The organism is Nocardia sp. CA-135953 (assembly GCF_050955735.1).
Taxonomy (GTDB): Bacteria; Actinomycetota; Actinomycetes; order Mycobacteriales; family Mycobacteriaceae; genus Nocardia.
Map to the genome: position 1 here is coordinate 7,204,159 of NZ_CP192082.1, position 18,554 is coordinate 7,222,712.

An 18,554-nucleotide genomic window follows, 5' to 3' on the forward strand; every position below is an offset into this window, starting at 1 on the left:
TCCTCAGAACTCGCCGCCCGCAACACCTGCGGTGAAAGCGTGCCATGCGCCCGTGCCGAAGACGAGGGCAGGTCCACCGGAATTCTTGCTGTCGCGTACGCCGATCCGGCCGCCCGCGAGAAAAGCGACCTCGACGCAGTCCTTGCCCGCACCGCTGCGGGTGCTCTTGAACCATTGCGCGCCAACCAAATCCATACTCATGCCACATACTCCTTCGCTATCTGCCGGAGCAGATGTCTACTGGGTTGAATATCCAGCGCGCAGCGCTGGAGGCACTCGTGCGCACGATGGTACCGCCGTACATCGGCATGTCTTTCGAGGTAGAGATCCCCCGTGAAGCCCTCGGCGTACACCACCGGCGGCTCGATCGGCTGGCCTTTGCTATCGATACCGAATTCGAGAACTGTGAACGGTCCGGTGGACACTCCGAGCGGAACACCGGCCGCGAACGGCAGAATACGCAGGGAGATATTGGGTTGGGTGCTGATATCGGCAAGATGACGTAGCTGTGCCGCCATCACTTTGGCGCCACCGACCACCCGATGCAAAACCGACTCGTGCAGGATCACGTTCACCGTCGCCGGTGCGATCTTACGGGTGATCAAAGCCTGTCGCTGCATACGCAATTGGACCCGGCGCTCGATCTCCGCGTCCGAATCATCCGGGTAGCCGAGACGATTGAGCGCCCTGGCGTAGTCGGCAATCTGAAGTAGGCCCAGTACGATTTCGGATTGGTAGGAGGTGAGTTTTTGTGCCGATGCCTCCAAACCGACATAGACGTCGAAGTTTTCGGGGATGAGATCGCCGTAGGCATGCCACCAACTCTTGACGGCGGCTTGCTGAGCCAGCCCCTTGAGACCATCGGACAATTCGTCCGGTATGCCGTAGATACGACACAGTTCTTGGATATCGATCGTTCGGATGCGGTCGGCCTGGCCTTTTTCCAAGCGCTGCAACGTGCTTGCACCCCACTCCATCAGCCTGGATGCCTCCGCGATGGTGAGACCCGACTGGGTGCGCCAGTCCCGGAGATACCGGCCCAGCTGGCGTCTGGGTAGAGTGGAGGCGGCATTCTCAGGGGATAGCCGGTCCGGGGTTTCCGACGCTCTTGCCGAATTCGCTGACACAGCACGCTCCGTTCTGTATTCAACTGCGACGTTCTCGGGTCCCTCCGTGGTTACGCAGGCTGCCGCCTCCGGGCCCGTCGCTCACGCGATGCGCCCTGTGACATGGTTCGCTCGCTACACTCCCTCACGCCGCGCGTTCGGATGCATACCCAACGGTTGCTCCGGGCGATCCCACAAGCTCGGTTCCCCGGCACTTCGCTTGGGCAGAGGGCTCTTTCGTCCACTATGGAGAATCCTCCCTTCCCTGCTGGGTTTTGTGCTGGGAATTCGCCTCAAATCTTTGGATATCCATCAAGGACACTCTTCGCGACCTGCCGCGATGGTGTGCTGAGAGTGTGCCCGGAGCGGAACAGGCGTCTTTCCCCTCCCCCTGTGAAACCTCCGGGCGCGCACAGTATTCGATGGCGACGCTCGCGGCACCCTCCGTGGTCACGCAAGCGACCGCCTCCGGGCGTGCCGCGAACGTCGCCGGAATCGCACGTAGGAACGAGGAGTCATGGCTGTAAGTGTCATAGCGTCGTCCTTGATGACCAGCGATTTGACCCCGCATCGTGCCCGCAGCGTCGGGCAGGAGAGCTGGGTGGTTTCCTATTTGCCCGGACGCACGCTGACCTGCGACCAGGCGGTTGCCGCGCTGAAGGTTGCTGAGGTGGTGCCATCGCTGTTCGCCGCGGTCGGCGATCTCGCGGACGAGGTCGGCCTGACCGTCCTCGAGGCGCTGGGGATGGCGGTTCGACAGGCACCGTGGGATCAGGGACCGATCTCCCGATACACCCGACAAGTCCGCGCGGTGCGCCGCCGGGCGGAGGTCGCCTGATGCAGCTCACGAACCTGCACATGCCCGTCGCATCCCTATTGGCCTGCGGAAACGACCCTGGTGTGCTCACAACCGAACAAGCCCACGCCGCAATGCAGTTGCATATCGACTGCACCGTCGACCGGTGCCGGGTCCGCCGTGCGGCGCGGACCACGCTGGTCGAGGCGGGCAAATGTGTGCTGGACGAGCGCGCCCTGCCGTTATGAGGCCCGCTGCCGAGCCACCGGGCGTACCGGAGGTGCTTGCCGAGTGCATTCGGGTGCTGCGCTGGGTGACTGCCGAGTCCCTGGCACATCGACGGCACGCTGTCGCGCAGACGAAATACGGCCTGCCGAAACGAGTTGTCCGGCGGATCCGCTCAGTGCCAGGTGTGATCGGTGAGCGGGGTGCGCGGGCCGAACTTCGGCTTGTGCGCGTAACCGCTGATCTCCAGCAGGCGGACGGCCCGATAGCGATGTGGCCGTAGCGGTTCCAGATATTCGACCATCGCGTCGTCGTCGATGGGTTCACCGAGCAGGGTCCAGCCGACGATGGCCGCAAGGTGGTAGTCGCCGACCGAGAGGGCATCCGCGTCACCGAAGGCGCGCTGCCCGATCTCGGCGGCGGTCCACACCCCGATACCGGGCACTGTGCGCAGGCGGCGGGCGGCTTCGGCCGGACTTTCGGCCGCCGCCCGCTCCAGCGCATCGGCCACCCGGGCCGCGCGCACGATCGTCTGCGCGCGCTGCGGCCCGACATTGGCGCGGTGCCAGGTCCAGGACGGGATAGTGCGCCAGGTATCGGCGTCGGGTGGCAGCAGCAGTCCGGCGGGTGCTGGGCCAGGTGCTGGAGAGCCGAACTGTCGCACCAACTTTCGCCATGATGCGCGGGCGGAGACGGTGTGCACCTTCTGTTCGAGCACGGCGGGTACCAAGGCCTCGAAGACCAGGCCGGTGCGCAGCATGCGCAATCCGGGAAAGCGGCGGTGCGCATCGACGATCTTCGGATGATCGGGGGCGAAGTCGGAGACGTCCTCGTCGAGGCACAGCATGTGATCGAGTCCGTCGAGGAATTCGGCCGCGCCCGGACCCCAGGCGCGGGCATCGACAGTTCGGCGATCGGCTTGGGTCAGGCGATAGGTGACGGGGCCGGTCGGCATTCGGGAGGCGTGCCAGTGCGCGCCGTCATGGGTGACCTGGTGGCAGGGGTCGCCGCTGCCGCGAGACAGTGGCGCGAGGGTGGGCGCGAGATCGATCGGCCGCTCGGTCGTGATCGTCCTGGTCAGGCCGGTCGGGTTCAGGTCCGGCGCGGCCGTCTGATTGCGCACCGCCCCATTGTGCCCCGGTAGGTGGGCGGCGGGCGCGCGGGCCCGGAATGTCGCCCGGCTCACAATTTTCGGCCCGAATGTGCGATTTGCCATGCGGATTCGACATAATCACCGGTGCCAGCCATTTTGTAACGCCAAGAATTGGTGTGGCGATATTGATGCGTTCGGCAAACAGCTGGCAGTCGCCATTACGGAGGTACGAAATGATCACCAACGCGCTCAACTGGTTGCTCAATGCCTGGGGTGCGGTTTCCGCGGGCAGCTCGGGCTACCAGATTCCGTCGGGCACGCTGCCGTTCGGCAGCTGAGGCTCATTCGCCGAGCAGGAATTGCACGAGGTGCAGGCCTCGGCGGCCGCTCAGCTGCATGGCCTGGGTTCGGCACGAGAACCCGTCGGCTATGAAGATCGCATCTTCGTCGGCATTCCGTAACGCCGGGAGCAAGCCATTCTCGGCGACGGCGACCGAAATGTCGTAATGGTCTGATTGCATTCCGAAGTTTCCCGCAAGACCGCAGCAGCCGGTGACTTCGGTCACATTCAACTGCATTCTGGCTAATAGTTGGCGATCCTTGTCGAAGCCGATTACGGCATGGTGATGGCAATGTGGTTGGACGACCACCGACTGTCCAGGTCGGGGTGGCGGCCGCCAGTTCGGCTGTTCGGCAAGGAATTCGGCGAGTGAGCGCACGGCGGCGGCGGTAGCGGCCGCGCGCGGATCGTCCGGTAGCAGTTCCGGCAGGTCCGAGCGCAGGACCGCGGTACAGGACGGCTCTAGGCCGACGACCAGGCCACCGCCGCGCACATGCTCATCCAGTTCGGTCAGTGTCGCGCGCAGCCGGGCGCGAGCGCCGTCGAGTTGACCGGTGCTGATCCAAGTGAGCCCGCAGCACACGCGCCGTCCCGGTATCCGGACTCGGTAGCCGAGGGATTCGATCAGTTGTACTGCGGCCTGTGCTATTTCGGGGTCGAAGGCATCGGTGAAGGTATCGATCCACAGCAGCACTTCGGGTGCCACATCCGAATCCGCACGGTCGTGCCGGCTCCTGCGGAAACCGCGGTCGGCGAGTCGTGGTACCGCACGTCGCGGATCAATTCCGCCCGCGCGCAAGGCGATCCGGCGCAGCCAGCCGATTTCGGCCAGTGCGTTCGCCGCTCGCGGCATACGGCCCGCGACACCGAGCCAGCGCGGTAGCCATCCCAGAGAGTAATGATCGATGGGACGCGGGCGGTGCCGGTAGCGGCGGTAGAGCGCCTCGGATTTGTAGGTCGCCATATCGACCCCGGCCGGGCAGTCGGAGCGACATGCCTTGCAGGACAGACACAGATCGAGCGATTCGGCGACCGCCTCGGACGACCAGGGCAGTGCTCCACGCACCACCTCCTGCAGGACCCGTGCCCGGCCGCGGGTGCTGTCCTTCTCGTCGGCGGTGGCCAGATACGACGGGCACATGAAACCACCGGTCGCGCGGGTGTCGGCGCGGCATTTACCGATTCCGACGCAGCGATGCACGGCCGTGGAGATATCGCCGTTGTCGTGCGGAAATGCGAAACCGCCCGCTCCGATCGGCCGCACTTCGACCAGCCGCAGGTCGGCATCGATGGGGCGCGGCGCAACCAGGACGCCCGGGTTCAACACATCATCCGGATCGAAAAGTGCCTTGTACCCGGCGAATGCGTCGAGCGCGTCCTGGGAGTACATGATCGAGAGCAATTCCGAGCGGGCGCGGCCATCGCCGTGCTCGCCGGAGAGCGAGCCACCGTAGCGGACCACCAGCTCGGCGGCATCCTGTACGAAGTTCCGAAAGCGTTGCGGCGCATCGGCAATCGGCAGATCGAGACGGACGTGAATGCAGCCGTCGCCGACGTGACCGTAGAGCAGTCCATCCACGCCGTGGTCCTTTGTCAGCGTGGCGAAATCGCGCAGATACGCACCGAGGTGCTGCGGTGGGACGGCCGCATCCTCCCAGCCCGGCCAGGCCGGATGACCTGCCGGAGTGCGACCGGCCAGGCCCGCACCTTCGGCTCGAATGCGCCAAAGTGCCGCGGCGGCACCAGGATCGGTGACAATCGTGGAGTCCAGCGCACCGACGGTTCGGCCGAGCTGCTCGGCCGCGGCATATGCCTCGGCGGGAGTATCACCGGCGGACTCGACGAACAGCCAGCCGCTACCGCGCGGCAGGTCCGGTACACCGCTGGTGGCCCCGCGGTGTACGCGCACGATATCGACGAGTCGCGCATCGATGCCCTCGACCGCGATCGGGCCGCAGGCCATGACCGCCGCGACATCGTCTGCGGCCGTCGCGATATCGGGATAGCCGAGCACCGTGAGTACGGTGGCACGCGGCAGCGGGACCAGATCCACCGTTGCCTCGAGCAGCAACCCGCAGGTCCCCTCGGTGCCGACGAATGACTTCGCGACCGCCGAACCACGTTCCGGCAGTAGATGTTCAAGGCCGTAGCCCGATGCCTGCCGATCGAATCGGCCGAGTTCGGTGCGGATCACCGCGAGACCGGCCCTGGTGAATTCGGGCAGGCCGGGAATTACGGACGGGTCGGCGGCCAGCGTGCGCTCGGCTCCCGTCCCGTCGAGAATGCGCAGTTCACGCACATTGTCCGAGGTGCGCCCCCATGCCACCGCATGCGGTCCGCACGCATTGTTGCCGATCATCCCGCCCAGCGTGCACCGATTCTGCGTCGACGGATCGGGCCCGAACCGCAGTCCGTGCACGCCGGCCTTTCGCTGCAATTCGGCAAGGACGACCCCGGGTTGGACGCGTGCGATGCGCCGTTGCGGATCCAGCTCACCGATGCCGTTCATATATCGACTGAAGTCCACCACGATCCCGTGCCCGACAGCATTGCCCGCCACCGAAGTCCCCGCACCCCGCGCGGTAACCGTCAGCCCATTACCCCTGGCGAATTCGAGCGTGCGCGCCACATCCTCGGCCTCGCGCGGAAAGACAACCGCGGCTGGAAGTACCCGATAGTTCGACGCATCGGAGGAGTACTCGGCGCGCCGACGCAAGGACGCGTCGACCTCACCCGCGATCCTGCGACGCAACGCATGCGACATCTGGTCCTCGCTCACCCCACCAGCCTATGCACGCACATCCCCGACCACCCGCGCCATATCCGGACCCTTTGTCTGGATCCGTACTCCGCTTCGAATCGGTACTCATGTCCTGATCCGGATACCATTGCCGGATCCGCACCATGTGGGCGGGAGCCAAGGAAAAGGTGCGGTGGTTTCGCTGTGCGCGGAATCCTTGCGGAATCGGCTTGCACTCAACCTATGTTGAGGTCTTAGTGTCGGTGGCCAGGTATTCGATGGGTGGGGAGCGAGAGGGAGCAGCACGGTGAGTATCGAATCGGTGGCCTGGAGCCAGATGTATCGGCGGGCGAACGCGCCGCAGGAGCAGCGGCCGTTCCGGCTCGCGACCGCGCAGCGCATTCTGCGGTTCGCGCGGCCGCACCGCCGCCGGATCGGTGCGTTCCTGCTGTTCAGCGTGGTGTCCGCGCTGCTCGCGGTGGCGACGCCGGTGCTGGCCGGCCGGGTGGTCGACCACATCGTCGGCGGCGCCGCGCCGCGCCTAGTGGTCACCCTCGCCGTCCTGATCGGCGGGCTCGCGGTGGTCGATGCCGCACTCGGGGTGATCATTCGCTGGCTGTCCTCGCGGATCGGTGAGGGGCTGATCCTGGATCTGCGCACGGCCGTTTTCGATCATGTGCAGCAGATGCCGGTCGCGTTCTTCACCCGGACCCGCACCGGCGCGCTGGTCAGCCGTTTGAACAGCGATGTGATCGGCGCGCAGCGCGCGTTCAGCGACACGCTCTCCGGTGTCGTCACGAATCTGGTCACCCTCGTGCTCACCCTCGCCGTCATGGTCCGCATCTCCTGGCAGATCACGCTGCTCGCGCTCGTGCTGCTGCCGGTATTCGTGGTTCCGGTCCGGCGGATGGGCAATCGGCTGGCCGGATTGCAGCGCGAAGCCGCGGGCCTCAATGCGGCGATGAGCACCCAGATGACCGAACGGTTCTCCGCACCCGGCGCGACGCTGGTGAAGCTGTTCGGACGGCCGCAGCAGGAGTCGGACGAATTCGCACTCCGCGCGCGGCGGGTGCGCGATATCGGGGTGCGCACGGCGATGCTGCAGACGGTTTTCGTCACCTCGCTCACTCTGGTTTCGGCACTGGCTCTGGCTCTGGTCTACGGACTCGGCGGGTGGTACGCGCTGCGCGGCCAACTGGATGCCGGTGCGGTGGTATCGCTTTCGCTGCTGCTGACCCGCCTCTATACACCGCTCACCGCACTGGCCAGTGCTCGGATGGAGATCATGTCCGCGCTGGTGAGCTTCGAGCGGGTCTTCGAGGTGCTGGATCTGAAACCGCTGATCGAGGACGCACCGGATGCCGTTGCTGTGCCCGCAGGTCCGGTCGCGGTGGAACTGGACAATGTCACCTTCGGCTACCCGTCGGCCGACAAGGTGTCGCTCGCCTCGCTCGAGGATGTCGCGACACTGGATACCCGCGGCGGGGTCGAGGTGCTGCACAATGTTTCGCTGCGGGCCGAGCCCGGTCAGCTCATCGCTCTGGTCGGTTCCTCCGGTGCCGGGAAATCCACTGTGGCCCAGCTCGTTTCCCGGCTCTACGACGTGGACGGCGGTGCGGTGCGGCTGAACGGCACCGATGTGCGCGAGCTGACCACGACCTCGATCCGGGACACCGTCGGCCTGGTCACCCAGGACGGCCACCTGTTCCACGACACCATCCGCGCCAATCTGCTGCTGGCCCGACCCGAGGCCACCGAGGCCGAGCTGTGGGAAGCGTTGCAGCGGGCTCGGCTGCGTGAGCTGGTCACGTCACTGCAGGACGGTCTGGATACCGTCGTCGGCGAACGCGGCTACCGTCTCTCCGGCGGTGAACGCCAGCGACTGACCATTGCCCGGCTACTGCTCAAACAACCACGCGTGGTGATCCTGGACGAGGCGACCGCCTCATTGGACTCGACCTCGGAAGCCGCTGTCCAAGAGGCGCTTTCCGAAGCGCTGGACGGTCGAACCGCACTGGTCATCGCACATCGCCTCGCCACCATTCGGGCCGCCGACCAGATCCTGGTGCTCGAGGACGGCCGAATCGTGGAACGCGGCACGCATACCCAATTGCTGGCCGCCGATGGACGCTACGCGGAGCTGTACCGCACGCAGTTCGCGGACGAGCCGGTCGAAGTCGCGGCCTGAGCGCACCGAAGCCCGGCTCGAACCGGGCTGCGGTGCGTAGGTCAGAATTCGCCTGCGACGCCGAATACGGTGCGACCGGAGTGGCTGCCGTGCTGAATGGCGTGCAGGACCCGCTCGGCCTCGGTAATGGGAGCGAAGTTCTCGATGGTCGAAAGGTGCTGGGGCCGCAGCTCATTGGCGAGTCGTGCCCACATCGCGCGGCGCTTGTCGATCGGGACGTACGCGGAGTCGATGCCGAGCAGCGATACGCCGCGCAGGATGAAGGGCATGACGGTGGTCGGCAGATCCGGTCCGCCGGTCAGGCCGCTGACCGCGACCGCACCGCCGTAGCCGATCGCGCTGAGAATATAGGCAAGGGATTTGCCACCGACACTGTCCACCGCACCGGCCCAGGTGGCCTTGGACAGTGGACGCAATTTCGCATCCGGATCCGCCGGCAGGCGACCGATCACCTCGTTCGCGCCGAGTTCGGCCAGCCGATCACCCGCATCGGTCTTTCCGGTGGAGGCGATCACCTCGAAGCCGAGGCCCGACAGAATATCGATGGCCACGCTGCCGACACCGCCCGTCGCACCGGTGACCAGCACCGCACCGGTATCCGGGGTGAGTTCGTGATCGAGCAGCCCCTGCACGCTGAGTGCGGCGGTGAAACCGGCGGTGCCGAGCGCGGCCGCGTCGCGGGTGCTGAGACCGTCGAGCTCGACCACCCAGTCGGCCGGCACCCTCGCGTACTCGGCGAAGCCGCCATGATGCGAAACGCCGATGTCATAGCCGTGCGCCACCACCTGATCACCGGGCGCGAAATCGTCGACCTCGGAGGTGACGACCTCACCGGTGATATCGATGCCGGGGATGATCGGATACTTCCGGACCACGCCGCCGCCCGCGGTGATCGCCAGCCCGTCCTTGTAGTTCGCGCTCGAGTAGTGCACCTTGATCGTGACCTCGCCCGGCCCGAGGAAGTCCTCGTTGACCTGCTGCCGCGTGAGCACGATCCCGCTGTCCGATTCTTGTGCCACCATCGCCCAGAACTCCATGCCGACGAGCATACGAGCGTCGGCTGGTGCCAGGGTGGATCTTCGCCGCCCGCTATTGCGGTACGAGTTCGAGGCGCACGCCGATCAGTCTGACCGGGCGATCCAATTCGAACCGGTCGATGATGCGCAGGGCGGTTTCCACGATGGCCGCGATATCGGTGGTCGGCTCGGGTAGTTTCTCCTGCTTGCTGCGGGTATAGAAGGTATTGCTGCGGACGGTCACCGAGACGCGCAGCGGGGTGCGCCCCGCGGCGGCCATCTCCTCGCCGACCTCGGTGGCCAGTCGCGCCACCTGGGCGCGGATCTCCCCGGGATCGGTCAGGTCGTGTGGGAAGGTCTCGGATTTACTGCGGCCCACCGGAATTCGCGGTTCGGTGGTGACATCCGTATCGCCTTTACCGTGGCCGAGCACCCAGAGATATGGGCCGGTATTCGGACCGAACTCGGCGGCGAGGCGGCGGCGATCGGCGGCCATCAGGTCGGCGACGGTTTCGATGCCGAGTTCGGCCATCCGCGCGGCGATCCGATTTCCGATACCCCACAGCGCATTCGTCGGACGATGTGCCATCACCTCGACCCAGTTCGCGGCAGTGAGCCGGAAGATCCCCGCCGCCGCGCCGACGGTATCGGCGGGCGCGGCCGAGGACTTGCCCGCGGATTTGGCGAAGCCGGTCGCCAGCTTGGCCGTGAGCTTGTTGTCGCCGATGCCGATGGCGCAGGTCAGTTCCAATTGTGCGATGGCGCTACGGATTTCGCGTGCGAGCTGCTCCGGATCGTCGGTGTCGGCGGCGAGGAAGGCCTCGTCCCAGCCCCACACCTCGACGCGGCCGGGAAAGGTCCGCAGCAACGCCATGACTTCCTCGGATGCCTCCTCATAGGTGGCCATATCCAGCGGCAGGAAGATCCCGTCGGGACATTTGCGCTTGGCCGAGCGCAATGCCATCCCGGCGCGCACCCCGAATGCTCTGGCCGGATACGACGCGCAGGTCACCACCTTGCGTGGTTCGTCGGGATCGCCATTGCCGCCGACGATGACCGGCAGGCCGCGCAGCTCCGGATGGCGGCGGAATTCCACCGCCGCCTGGAACTGGTCGAGATCGACGTGCAGCAGCCACCTGGGCATACATAGGTCTTACCGCATGACCACGACAAGCAGCGGAAATTGGCCACGAACGTCCGTAGTCGACTCGGCCGGACCGGTACGAAACGGGCCGTACCCGCAGGTACGGCCCGTTCGAGGCGAATATCAGGCGCTCGCCGCGAAAGCGTGGGCGCCAAGGGCCGGTTCGGCGACCGGCTCGATGGCGTAGGCCAGGATGTCGGCCACGTCGGCGACCGGGCGCACATCCAGGGCGGCCAACACCTCCGCGGGCACGTCGTCCAGGTCCGGCTCGTTGCGAGCCGGGATGAACACCGTCTTCAGACCCGCCCGCTGGGCGGCCATCAGCTTCTGCTTGACCCCGCCGATCGGCAGCACCCGGCCGTTCAGCGTGACCTCACCGGTCATGCCGACATCCGCGCGCACCTGCCGACCCAGCGCCAGCGACACCAGGGCGGTGACCATGGTGACACCCGCCGACGGCCCGTCCTTCGGCACCGCACCCGCCGGGAAGTGGATGTGGATATTGCGATCCAGCACCGACGATTCGATGCCGATCTCCGCCAGGTGCGAGCGCACGTAGGTGAGGGCGATCTGCGCCGACTCCTTCATGACATCACCCAGCTGACCGGTCAGGGTGAGCGCGCGCTCGCCCTCGGCGCCATTGGCCTCGATGTAGAGGACATCGCCGCCGAGACCGGTGACCGCCAAACCCGTTGCCACACCGGGGACCGCGGTGCGTTCCACCGAATCCGGGGTGAAGCGTGGACGACCCAGGTACTCCTTCAGGTTCTCCAGATCGATGGTCAACGACGCCAGTGCGTCGTAACCCAGCTCGGTGTCGTAACCCAGCGAAACCACATTGTCGGCCGAACCGGTTCCGTCCTCGGACAGCCGAGTCGCGGCCTTGCGCAATGCCTTCGCGATCAACCGCTCCATCTGCCGCACACCGGCTTCCCGGGTGTAGTTGGCCGCCACCTCGCGCAATGCCTCATCGGTAATCGAAACCTCCTCGGTGGTAAGCGCATTGCGTTCCAGCTGCCGCGGCACCAGGAAGTCGCGGGCGATGGCCACCTTGTCGTCTTCGGTGTAACCGTCGACGCTGATCATTTCCATGCGGTCCAGCAGCGGGCGGGGAATGGTCTCGAGGACATTCGCGGTCGCGATGAACAGCACGTCGGACAGGTCCAGATCCAGATCCAGGTAGTGGTCGCGGAATGTGTGGTTCTGCGCCGGATCCAGCACCTCGAGCAGTGCCGCGGCCGGATCACCGCGGAAGTCCGAGCCGACCTTGTCGATTTCGTCCAGCAGGACAACGGGATTCATCGATCCCGCCTCCTTGATGGCACGCACGATCCGGCCCGGCAGCGCACCGACGTAGGTGCGCCGGTGACCGCGGATCTCCGCCTCGTCGCGCACACCACCGAGGGCGACGCGAACGAACTTGCGGCCCATGGCCCGTGCCACCGACTCACCGAGCGAGGTCTTGCCGACACCGGGCGGACCGACCAGCGCGAGCACCGCGCCGGAACCACGTCCGCCGACGACCTCGAGTCCGCGCGCCGCTCGGCGGGATCGCACAGCCAGGTACTCGACCATGCGATCCTTGACCTCGTCCAGGCCGTGGTGATCGGCGTCCAGCACGGCGCGGGCGGCCGAAACATCGGTGCTGTCGGTGGTTTTCACGGTCCACGGCAGTTCGAGGACGGTGTCCAGCCAGGTCCGGATCCAGCCGGATTCCGGGCTCTGATCGCTGGCCCGCTCCAGTCGACCGACCTCGCGCAATGCCTCGGCGCGCACGTCATCGGGCAGATCGGCCTGCTCGACCCGGGTGCGGTAGTCGTCGGCGCCGTCGGGCTCGTCCTCGCCGAGTTCCTTGCGAATGGCATTGAGCTGCTGGCGCAGCAGGAATTCGCGCTGACTCTTCTCCATGCCCTCGCGGACATCTTCGCTGATCTTCTCGGTGACCTCCGCCTCGGCGATATGCGCCTTGGTCCACTCGATCAGCTTGGTCAAACGCTGTGCGGTATCGGGGGTTTCGAGCAGCTCACGCTTCTCGTCGGCGGTCAGGTACGGCGCGTAGCCCGCGGTGTCGGCGATCGCCGACGGATCGGTCAGCTGATTGACCGCGTCGATGATCTGCCAGGCCTCGCGGCGCTGCAATACCGAAACGACCAGCTTCTTGTATTCGGCGGCAAGCTCTTTGGTGCGACCGTCGGCGGCGGACGTCTCGACCGGTTCGGCCTCGACCCACAGCGCGGCGCCCGGCCCGGTGACCCCGTGACCGATCTTGGCGCGCCGTTCGGCCTTCAGCACGGCGGCGGGCGCGCCACCACGCATCCGGCCGACCTGTTCGATGGTGGCGACGACGCCGTAGGAGGCGTAGCCCTCGGTCAATCGGGGCGCGAGCAGCACCGCGTCGGTATTCGCGGCGCGCGCGGCGTCGATGGCGGCCTGCGCCGATTCGTCCAGTTCGATGGGCACGACCATGCCCGGCAGCACGATCGGATCGGTCAGGAACAGCACCGGCAGGTTCTGTGGTGTAGTCACGTGTTCGACCCTTCCAAAAGTTGAGCGACGTCCAGTCAACCCCGGGCCTTCCACGTTTGTTCCACACCACCGCCCACGTTCGCTCAGAGCGATCAGCGTTCGATGCGGAACTGGAATTCAGAGCGTTTCCGAAGTCGATGCGCGGCCGGTATCCGGACCTGTTCGCTGCGACAATCCGGACGGGCTGAGTATCGGTGAGGCCGCGCGCCTTACCAAGGTCAGCGTGTACACCCTGCGCTACTACGAACGCGCCGGCCTGGTCATCACCCCCGTCGACCGCACCGCCGGCGCTACCACCAGCTGGACCTGGACTGGATCTACGTATGCACCAGGCTGCGAGCCACCGGAATGCCCCATCCAGACCATGCGTCGCTACGCCGGTGGCCGTCGGAAACGGCAATGAGCCCGAACGCATCGCGCTGATGGAGGCGCATCGCGGCGAGGTTGTCGCAAAACTCGCCGAGATCCAAGAGAATCTCGCCCTCATCGACCGCAAGCTCGATATCTATCGAGGTCGAATCGCAATCGGCGACCGCGATTTCACCGCACTCCGGGCTGATACATCCGTCGGCAATGACATACGTGTTGCGGACCTGCGGCGACGCTGGTCATCTTCGGGTGGGTCATCCCGCATCTGGACCGACTGTGCGCCGGGGCTCGGTCCCGCATTGACACCTCATCGGAGCCAATGAGAATGTTGGCAACCAGATATCTCACACCTGGGCGGCACTAGGGGGACCCGACGATGACAACACTCACCTCCGGAGTGTTCATCGATTGGGAACAGCTGACCGGTCTGTCCAAGTTATCCGTCGATCTGATCACCTTTCCGATCTTCAGTGCGCTAGCCGGTTGGCTCACCAACTGGACCGGTGTGCTGATGCTGTTCTGGCCGGTCATTTTTCGCGGAATCCGGATTCCTGGCCTCCAGGTGTTGTATCCGTACTTTCCGCGCCGGGTCCAGGTGCTGCCGACATTTTCCGGCGACGGTCGTCGGCTCGGATTCCAGGGATTCATTCCGGCGCGCGCCGAGAAGATGGCGAGCATTTGCGTCGACAAGGCACTGATGCGCATCGGCAGTCCGCGGGATTTCATCCACGAATTGGACCTGGAGAGTATTGCCGATTACATCGCGGTACTCGCGAGCGAACAGGTCGAAACGCTCGTCGACGAGGTGATGTACCGGGAGAATCCGGACCTGTGGCGCGGGGTGCCGAAGGCGATGAAACAGGTCATCTATCAGCGGGTGGACCGGGAATTGCCCGGATTGACCCGGCGGGCCTTCGAATCGCTCGGCGACAATGTGGACCAGCTCATCGATATCAAAACCTTCGTCATTCGGTATCTGCAGGAAAACCCGTACATCCTCGAGGATCTGACCACCACCATCGCCGCCCCCGAATTGCGTTTCATGGTGCGGATCGGCCTGCTCGGTGCGCCGTTCGGCCTGCTGCTCGCGCTGTATATGCATGTGCACCACACCATTCCGGTGTTCGGCTGGGTGCCGGGTTGGGTGATCGTGTTGCTGGCCTCGGCGGCGATCGGCGTGATCGTGAATGTCATCGCGGTCAAAATGGTCTTCGAACCGGGTGATCCGCAGCCGCGCTACAAGTACTTGTGGAAGCAGGCGCTGCTGGCCAAGCGACAGCCGCAGGCGGCGACCGATCTCGCGCACATCCTCGCCTATCAGGTGTTGACGCTGCCGAACCTGTCCAAGGAACTGCTCGACGGTCCGAACGGCGATAAGACCAGGCAGCTGATCGAGCGGCTGGTCTCCGATGAGATCCATCGCCAACTCGGCCCGACCACCTCGATCGTGCGCGTCGCCTTCGGCCGCCGTCAGTTCGACAATCTCAAGGTCGGCGCCGCGGGCGCGGCGGTCGGGCTGGCTCCCAGCCTGATCGAGGACGAGGCGTTCACTCTCGAACAGGCCAAGAAGATCGATGAGTTCGCCGCACGCAAGCTCCAGCACCTCACCCCGGGGGAGTTCATGGAGATGTTCTACGCATCGGTCGAGCAGGATGCCTGGCTGTTGTACTTGCACGGCGCACTGCTCGGCCTGGTGGTCGGCGCCGCCCACCTGACGATTTTCGGCTGGTAACCGGCCCGAATCCGGTCGGCGGCGAGCCCGCGCCAAATACAAGCACGCATGCTTGCATTTTTTTGAGCCCGCTGCGATGCTGGATCGCGACGGCGTACGAGCAGTGCGCCCGGACGGGACAGGGATCTGATGGCCGACCTGGACGCGCTCCTGCGCGATTTCGCCGACGACTGCGCGGAACTGGAACAAATCGTTGCGCCGCTGGCGGACTGGTCCGTGCCGACACCGGCGCCCGGCTGGAGTATCGCCCATCAGATCGGCCATCTGGCCTGGACCGATGAGGTCGCCGCCCTGGCCGCCACCGACCCGGACGGTTTCGCGAAGCTGGTCGAAGACGCGGGCCCCAAAGCGTTCACCTTCATCGACGAGGCCGCCGAGGAAGCGGCCACCGCACCCGCCGCCGAACTGCTCGACCGATGGCGCCGCGGCCGCGCCGGTCTGATCGAGGCGCTGCGCGCGCTGCCGTCCGGCAGCAAACTGCCATGGTTCGGGCCGCCGATGAGCCCGGCATCCGTGGTCAGCGCGCGCATGATGGAGACCTTCGCACACGGCCAGGACATCGCCGACGCACTCGGTTTGACCAGGACACCAACCGCCCGGCTGCGCACGGTCGCCCATATCGGCGTGCGGACCAGGAACTTCGCCTACACCGTGCGCGGTAAAACCGTGCCGTCCGAGGAATTCCGGGTCGAACTCACCGCACCGGACGACAGCGTGTGGTCCTGGGGTCCCGAAGATGCCGCGCAGCGGGTGACCGGTCAGGCACTCGACTTCTGCCTGCTGGTGACGCAGCGACGGCACCGTGACGATCTCGCGCTGAGAACAGTTGGCGCGGACGCCGCCGAATGGCTCACCATCGCACAGGCTTTCGCGGGGCCGACAGGGGACGGGCGGTCGGCGGGCCAGTTCGCCTGACCCGCCGCATCCGAACCACCGGGTCCGGCCGAATTTTCAGGTGCGGGCGAGCGCCACACTTGGGTGCGCCGTTCGTGTCGGCCGGACGCCGTTGGCCGGGTGTCTCGATGTGGCAGTCGAGAATGGCGCTCGCCAGCTAGGTGTATTTACCCGCTCGTCAGCTTGTAGAAACATTGACGACGCCATTCGGCTCGAGTTCGGCATCGCGGATATCACCCAGCTTTGTGATGCTGATCTCGCCCACGCGGCGCCACCTGCGGCCGCCCCTGTAACCTGGACAAGCGTATGGCTTTCAACGATGCGGGCCGCACGGTGAGGGGATCAGGGGCGGACGGAAAGGAACGCATCGTGGCATATAAGCCTGCCCAGATCGCTCGGCATGCCGCCATCGTGCTCGCGGGCGCCGCCAGTCTCAGTCTCACCGTTACCGCGGGGGCCTACATCGTCCACCAGATGGCCGACACCCAGCACGCCACCAACGACGTGGCCGCACCGCCCGCGGTTCGGATTCCGGATGCCGACATCGACTACGGACCGGTGCTCGCCGATGCCATATCGACCGGTGGAACTCGCGACCTGCCCGCACTATTCGGCCGCTTCCCCGCGGAATCCAGCGACGGCATGGTGAAAATCTCTCAGGCCCATACAGATCCGCCTGCCTCCGCCGGCATCGGCGGCAAACTGCGCCTCGGCACCGCCTATTTCGGCGCGCAGGTGGCACCGGGACGCGCGAATTCCGTCGCCTTCACGGTGGATACCAATGCACTGACGGCACTGACGGATTTCCTGCTCACCGAACCGGCTCGGGACCGGCTCGGCATCCACGCCGATCCTGATGGCGTCACCCGGTTGCGCACCGAGGTCGATACGCACAACTGCGAAGTGATATTCACCTTCACGGATCCGACCCTCGGTGAACACCGCTTGCGGCTCGATCGCAATCCCGCGCCGGGCACTGAACATGCTGCGACCGTGGAAGATTCGGCTACCTCAGAAACCGTCGACGCGACCCCGAATGCGACCATGACGACGGCGAACCACACCGTCGCGGTCTAGTCCGCCTACGCTGCGTCCCATGTACGACTTCTGTGTCATCGGGGGCGGGATCGTCGGAGTCGCGACGGCGCATCGGATTCTGCGACGTCATCCGGGTGCGAGCCTGGTGCTCGTCGACAAGACCGACGCACTCGCGACCCATCAGACCGGACACAACAGCGGCGTCATCCATTCCGGCATCTACTACCCTCCGGACAGTCTGAAAGCGCGGCTGTGCCGAAAGGGCGCCGCCTGGACGAAGGAATTCGCCGCGGCACAGGGCATTCCGTTCGAGGTGTGCGGAAAACTGCTGGTGGCCACCGATGCCACCGAATACCGGCGGATGCTCGTGCTGCACGAACGCTCGGTCGCCAACGGGGTCGATGTCGAACTCATCGACACTGCCGAAATGACTCGCCGCGAACCGCATGTCACCGGAGTCGGCGCATTGTTCGTGCCCGCTACCGGCATCATCGACTTCACCCGCGTGACCAACGCACTCGCCGAGGAGGTCTGGGCCGCGGGTGGCGAAATCGTGCTGAATGCCGAGGTCACCGCGCTCACGGAAACCGCCGATGCGGTCACCGCTGCGGGTCCCGCGGGTTCCTGGACGGCGCGCACCCTGGTGGTCTGTGCGGGTCTGCAGGCCGACCGGATGGCCGAACTCGCCGGTCTGCAAACCGATTTCCGCATCGTGCCGTTCCGCGGGGAGTACTATCAGCTGCCGCCCAGCCGATCCGGGCTGGTGCGCACACTTATCTATCCGATTCCCGATCCGAATCTGCCCTTCCTCGGGGTGCATCTGAGCCCGACGATCGATGGCACCCTGACCGTCGGCCCCAATGCGGTGCTCGGACTGGCCAGGGAGGGCTACCGCAAGGGCAGTTTCGACGCCCGCGATGCCCGTGCGGTGCTCGGGTTTCCCGGCTTCCATCGGGTGGCCCGCGCCAATGTGCGCACCGGACTGCGCGAGTTGCGCAACTCTCTGTTCAAACGCGGCTATCTGGCCGAATGCCGAAGGTACTGCCCGGATCTCACGATCGCGGATCTGCGACCACGCGAGGCGGGCATCCGCGCGCAAGCGGTACTGCGCGACGGCACCCTGGTGCACGATTTCCTGATCGAACGCACACCGCGCTCGATTCACCTGCTCAACGCACCGTCACCGGCGGCGACCTCCGCCATGCCGATCGCCGAATACATCGTCGACCAACTGTGACCCGCCGCGTTAGCTGGGTTGCGCGTTCCGGCAAACCAAGCGACCACCCGGTCATCAATGTGGTAAGCCCGCCAACCAAATTCCCGGCAACCCCTCGAATAAAGAGGAGG

15 protein-coding genes are annotated in these 18,554 nt (G+C 65.7%); 8 read left to right on the forward strand and 7 right to left on the reverse strand.

Annotation, left to right across the window (positions count from 1 at the left end; all coding sequences use genetic code 11):
* Positions 1 to 3: 3 nt before the first annotated feature.
* Together ACQPXH_RS32730 and ACQPXH_RS32735 are read right to left on the reverse strand one after the other, a co-directional pair.
* Positions 4 to 201, reverse strand: a complete 198-nt coding sequence (locus ACQPXH_RS32730) for a DUF397 domain-containing protein (protein WP_063042541.1) — start codon at positions 199 to 201, stop codon at positions 4 to 6.
* The gene (locus ACQPXH_RS32735; protein ID WP_433600248.1) at positions 198 to 1,127 is read right to left on the reverse strand and encodes a helix-turn-helix domain-containing protein; all 930 of its coding nucleotides are present in this window, start codon (positions 1,125 to 1,127) and stop codon (positions 198 to 200) included. Before ACQPXH_RS32735 ends, ACQPXH_RS32730 begins: the two co-directional genes overlap by 4 nt.
* A gap of 526 nt (positions 1,128 to 1,653) precedes the next feature.
* Between ACQPXH_RS32735 and ACQPXH_RS32740 the strand changes: the two genes are divergently transcribed.
* Together ACQPXH_RS32740 and ACQPXH_RS32745 are read left to right on the forward strand one after the other, a co-directional pair.
* Positions 1,654 to 1,944, forward strand: a complete 291-nt coding sequence (locus ACQPXH_RS32740) for a hypothetical protein (protein ID WP_307678042.1) — start codon at positions 1,654 to 1,656, stop codon at positions 1,942 to 1,944.
* 20 nt (positions 1,945 to 1,964) lie between these two features.
* On the forward strand, positions 1,965 to 2,150 hold the full coding sequence (locus ACQPXH_RS32745) for a hypothetical protein (RefSeq protein WP_433600249.1): 186 nt from the start codon (positions 1,965 to 1,967) through the stop codon (positions 2,148 to 2,150).
* Between the two features lie 152 nt (positions 2,151 to 2,302).
* On the opposite strand, the gene ACQPXH_RS32750 is transcribed toward ACQPXH_RS32745, so the two are convergent.
* Positions 2,303 to 3,250 (reverse strand): DNA-3-methyladenine glycosylase family protein, encoded by a 948-nt coding sequence (locus ACQPXH_RS32750; RefSeq protein ID WP_433600250.1) that lies wholly within the window; start codon positions 3,248 to 3,250, stop codon positions 2,303 to 2,305.
* A gap of 311 nt (positions 3,251 to 3,561) precedes the next feature.
* Positions 3,562 to 6,324, reverse strand: a complete 2,763-nt coding sequence (locus tag ACQPXH_RS32755) for an FAD-binding and (Fe-S)-binding domain-containing protein (protein WP_433603668.1) — start codon at positions 6,322 to 6,324, stop codon at positions 3,562 to 3,564.
* A 283-nt stretch (positions 6,325 to 6,607) separates the two neighbouring features.
* Between ACQPXH_RS32755 and ACQPXH_RS32760 the strand changes: the two genes are divergently transcribed.
* Entirely contained in the window at positions 6,608 to 8,488 is a 1,881-nt protein-coding gene (locus ACQPXH_RS32760) for an ABC transporter ATP-binding protein (RefSeq protein ID WP_433600251.1), read from the forward strand.
* Positions 8,489 to 8,529: 41 nt separating this feature from the next.
* On the opposite strand, the gene ACQPXH_RS32765 is transcribed toward ACQPXH_RS32760, so the two are convergent.
* From ACQPXH_RS32765 to lon, 3 genes are all read right to left on the reverse strand, one after another.
* On the reverse strand, positions 8,530 to 9,525 hold the full coding sequence (locus tag ACQPXH_RS32765; RefSeq protein ID WP_433600252.1) for an oxidoreductase: 996 nt from the start codon (positions 9,523 to 9,525) through the stop codon (positions 8,530 to 8,532).
* Between the two features lie 52 nt (positions 9,526 to 9,577).
* Entirely contained in the window at positions 9,578 to 10,648 is a 1,071-nt protein-coding gene (locus ACQPXH_RS32770) for a DNA polymerase IV (RefSeq protein WP_433600253.1), read from the reverse strand.
* Between the two features lie 123 nt (positions 10,649 to 10,771).
* A complete protein-coding gene (gene lon, locus ACQPXH_RS32775) occupies positions 10,772 to 13,114 on the reverse strand; it encodes an endopeptidase La (RefSeq protein WP_433603669.1) in 2,343 nt (780 codons plus the stop codon).
* On the opposite strand from lon, the gene ACQPXH_RS32780 reads away from it, so the two are divergent.
* The 5 genes from ACQPXH_RS32780 to lhgO all read left to right on the forward strand — a co-directional run bounded on the left by ACQPXH_RS32780 (position 13,113) and on the right by lhgO (position 18,444).
* Positions 13,113 to 13,577, forward strand: coding sequence for a MerR family DNA-binding transcriptional regulator (locus ACQPXH_RS32780; RefSeq protein ID WP_433600254.1), 465 nt, complete (start codon positions 13,113 to 13,115; stop codon positions 13,575 to 13,577). The two genes, lon and ACQPXH_RS32780, sit on opposite strands and share 2 nt — an antisense overlap.
* Before the next feature lie 342 nt (positions 13,578 to 13,919).
* Positions 13,920 to 15,275, forward strand: a complete 1,356-nt coding sequence (locus tag ACQPXH_RS32785) for a hypothetical protein (protein ID WP_433600255.1) — start codon at positions 13,920 to 13,922, stop codon at positions 15,273 to 15,275.
* A 129-nt stretch (positions 15,276 to 15,404) separates the two neighbouring features.
* Positions 15,405 to 16,190 (forward strand): TIGR03084 family metal-binding protein, encoded by a 786-nt coding sequence (locus tag ACQPXH_RS32790; protein ID WP_433600256.1) that lies wholly within the window; start codon positions 15,405 to 15,407, stop codon positions 16,188 to 16,190.
* A 348-nt stretch (positions 16,191 to 16,538) separates the two neighbouring features.
* On the forward strand, positions 16,539 to 17,246 hold the full coding sequence (locus tag ACQPXH_RS32795; RefSeq protein WP_433600257.1) for a hypothetical protein: 708 nt from the start codon (positions 16,539 to 16,541) through the stop codon (positions 17,244 to 17,246).
* Positions 17,247 to 17,265: 19 nt separating this feature from the next.
* Positions 17,266 to 18,444, forward strand: coding sequence for an L-2-hydroxyglutarate oxidase (gene lhgO, locus ACQPXH_RS32800; protein ID WP_433600258.1), 1,179 nt, complete (start codon positions 17,266 to 17,268; stop codon positions 18,442 to 18,444).
* Positions 18,445 to 18,554 lie beyond the last annotated feature (110 nt).

What these genes read in the sequence shown, in the direction of transcription:
- lon (WP_433603669.1), bottom strand. Translation starts at nt 13,114, where the DNA reads ATGGTCGTGCCCATCGAACTGGACGAATCGGCGCAGGCCGCCATCGAC.
- ACQPXH_RS32740 (WP_307678042.1), top strand. Translation starts at nt 1,654, where the DNA reads ATGACCAGCGATTTGACCCCGCATCGTGCCCGCAGCGTCGGGCAGGAG.
- ACQPXH_RS32755 (WP_433603668.1), bottom strand. Translation starts at nt 6,324, where the DNA reads ATGTCGCATGCGTTGCGTCGCAGGATCGCGGGTGAGGTCGACGCGTCC.
- ACQPXH_RS32780 (WP_433600254.1), top strand. Translation starts at nt 13,113, where the DNA reads ATGCCCGGCAGCACGATCGGATCGGTCAGGAACAGCACCGGCAGGTTC.
- ACQPXH_RS32745 (WP_433600249.1), top strand. Translation starts at nt 1,965, where the DNA reads ATGCCCGTCGCATCCCTATTGGCCTGCGGAAACGACCCTGGTGTGCTC.
- ACQPXH_RS32770 (WP_433600253.1), bottom strand. Translation starts at nt 10,648, where the DNA reads ATGCCCAGGTGGCTGCTGCACGTCGATCTCGACCAGTTCCAGGCGGCG.
- ACQPXH_RS32730 (WP_063042541.1), bottom strand. Translation starts at nt 201, where the DNA reads ATGAGTATGGATTTGGTTGGCGCGCAATGGTTCAAGAGCACCCGCAGC.
- ACQPXH_RS32785 (WP_433600255.1), top strand. Translation starts at nt 13,920, where the DNA reads ATGACAACACTCACCTCCGGAGTGTTCATCGATTGGGAACAGCTGACC.
- ACQPXH_RS32765 (WP_433600252.1), bottom strand. Translation starts at nt 9,525, where the DNA reads ATGGAGTTCTGGGCGATGGTGGCACAAGAATCGGACAGCGGGATCGTG.
- ACQPXH_RS32790 (WP_433600256.1), top strand. Translation starts at nt 15,405, where the DNA reads ATGGCCGACCTGGACGCGCTCCTGCGCGATTTCGCCGACGACTGCGCG.
- lhgO (WP_433600258.1), top strand. Translation starts at nt 17,266, where the DNA reads ATGTACGACTTCTGTGTCATCGGGGGCGGGATCGTCGGAGTCGCGACG.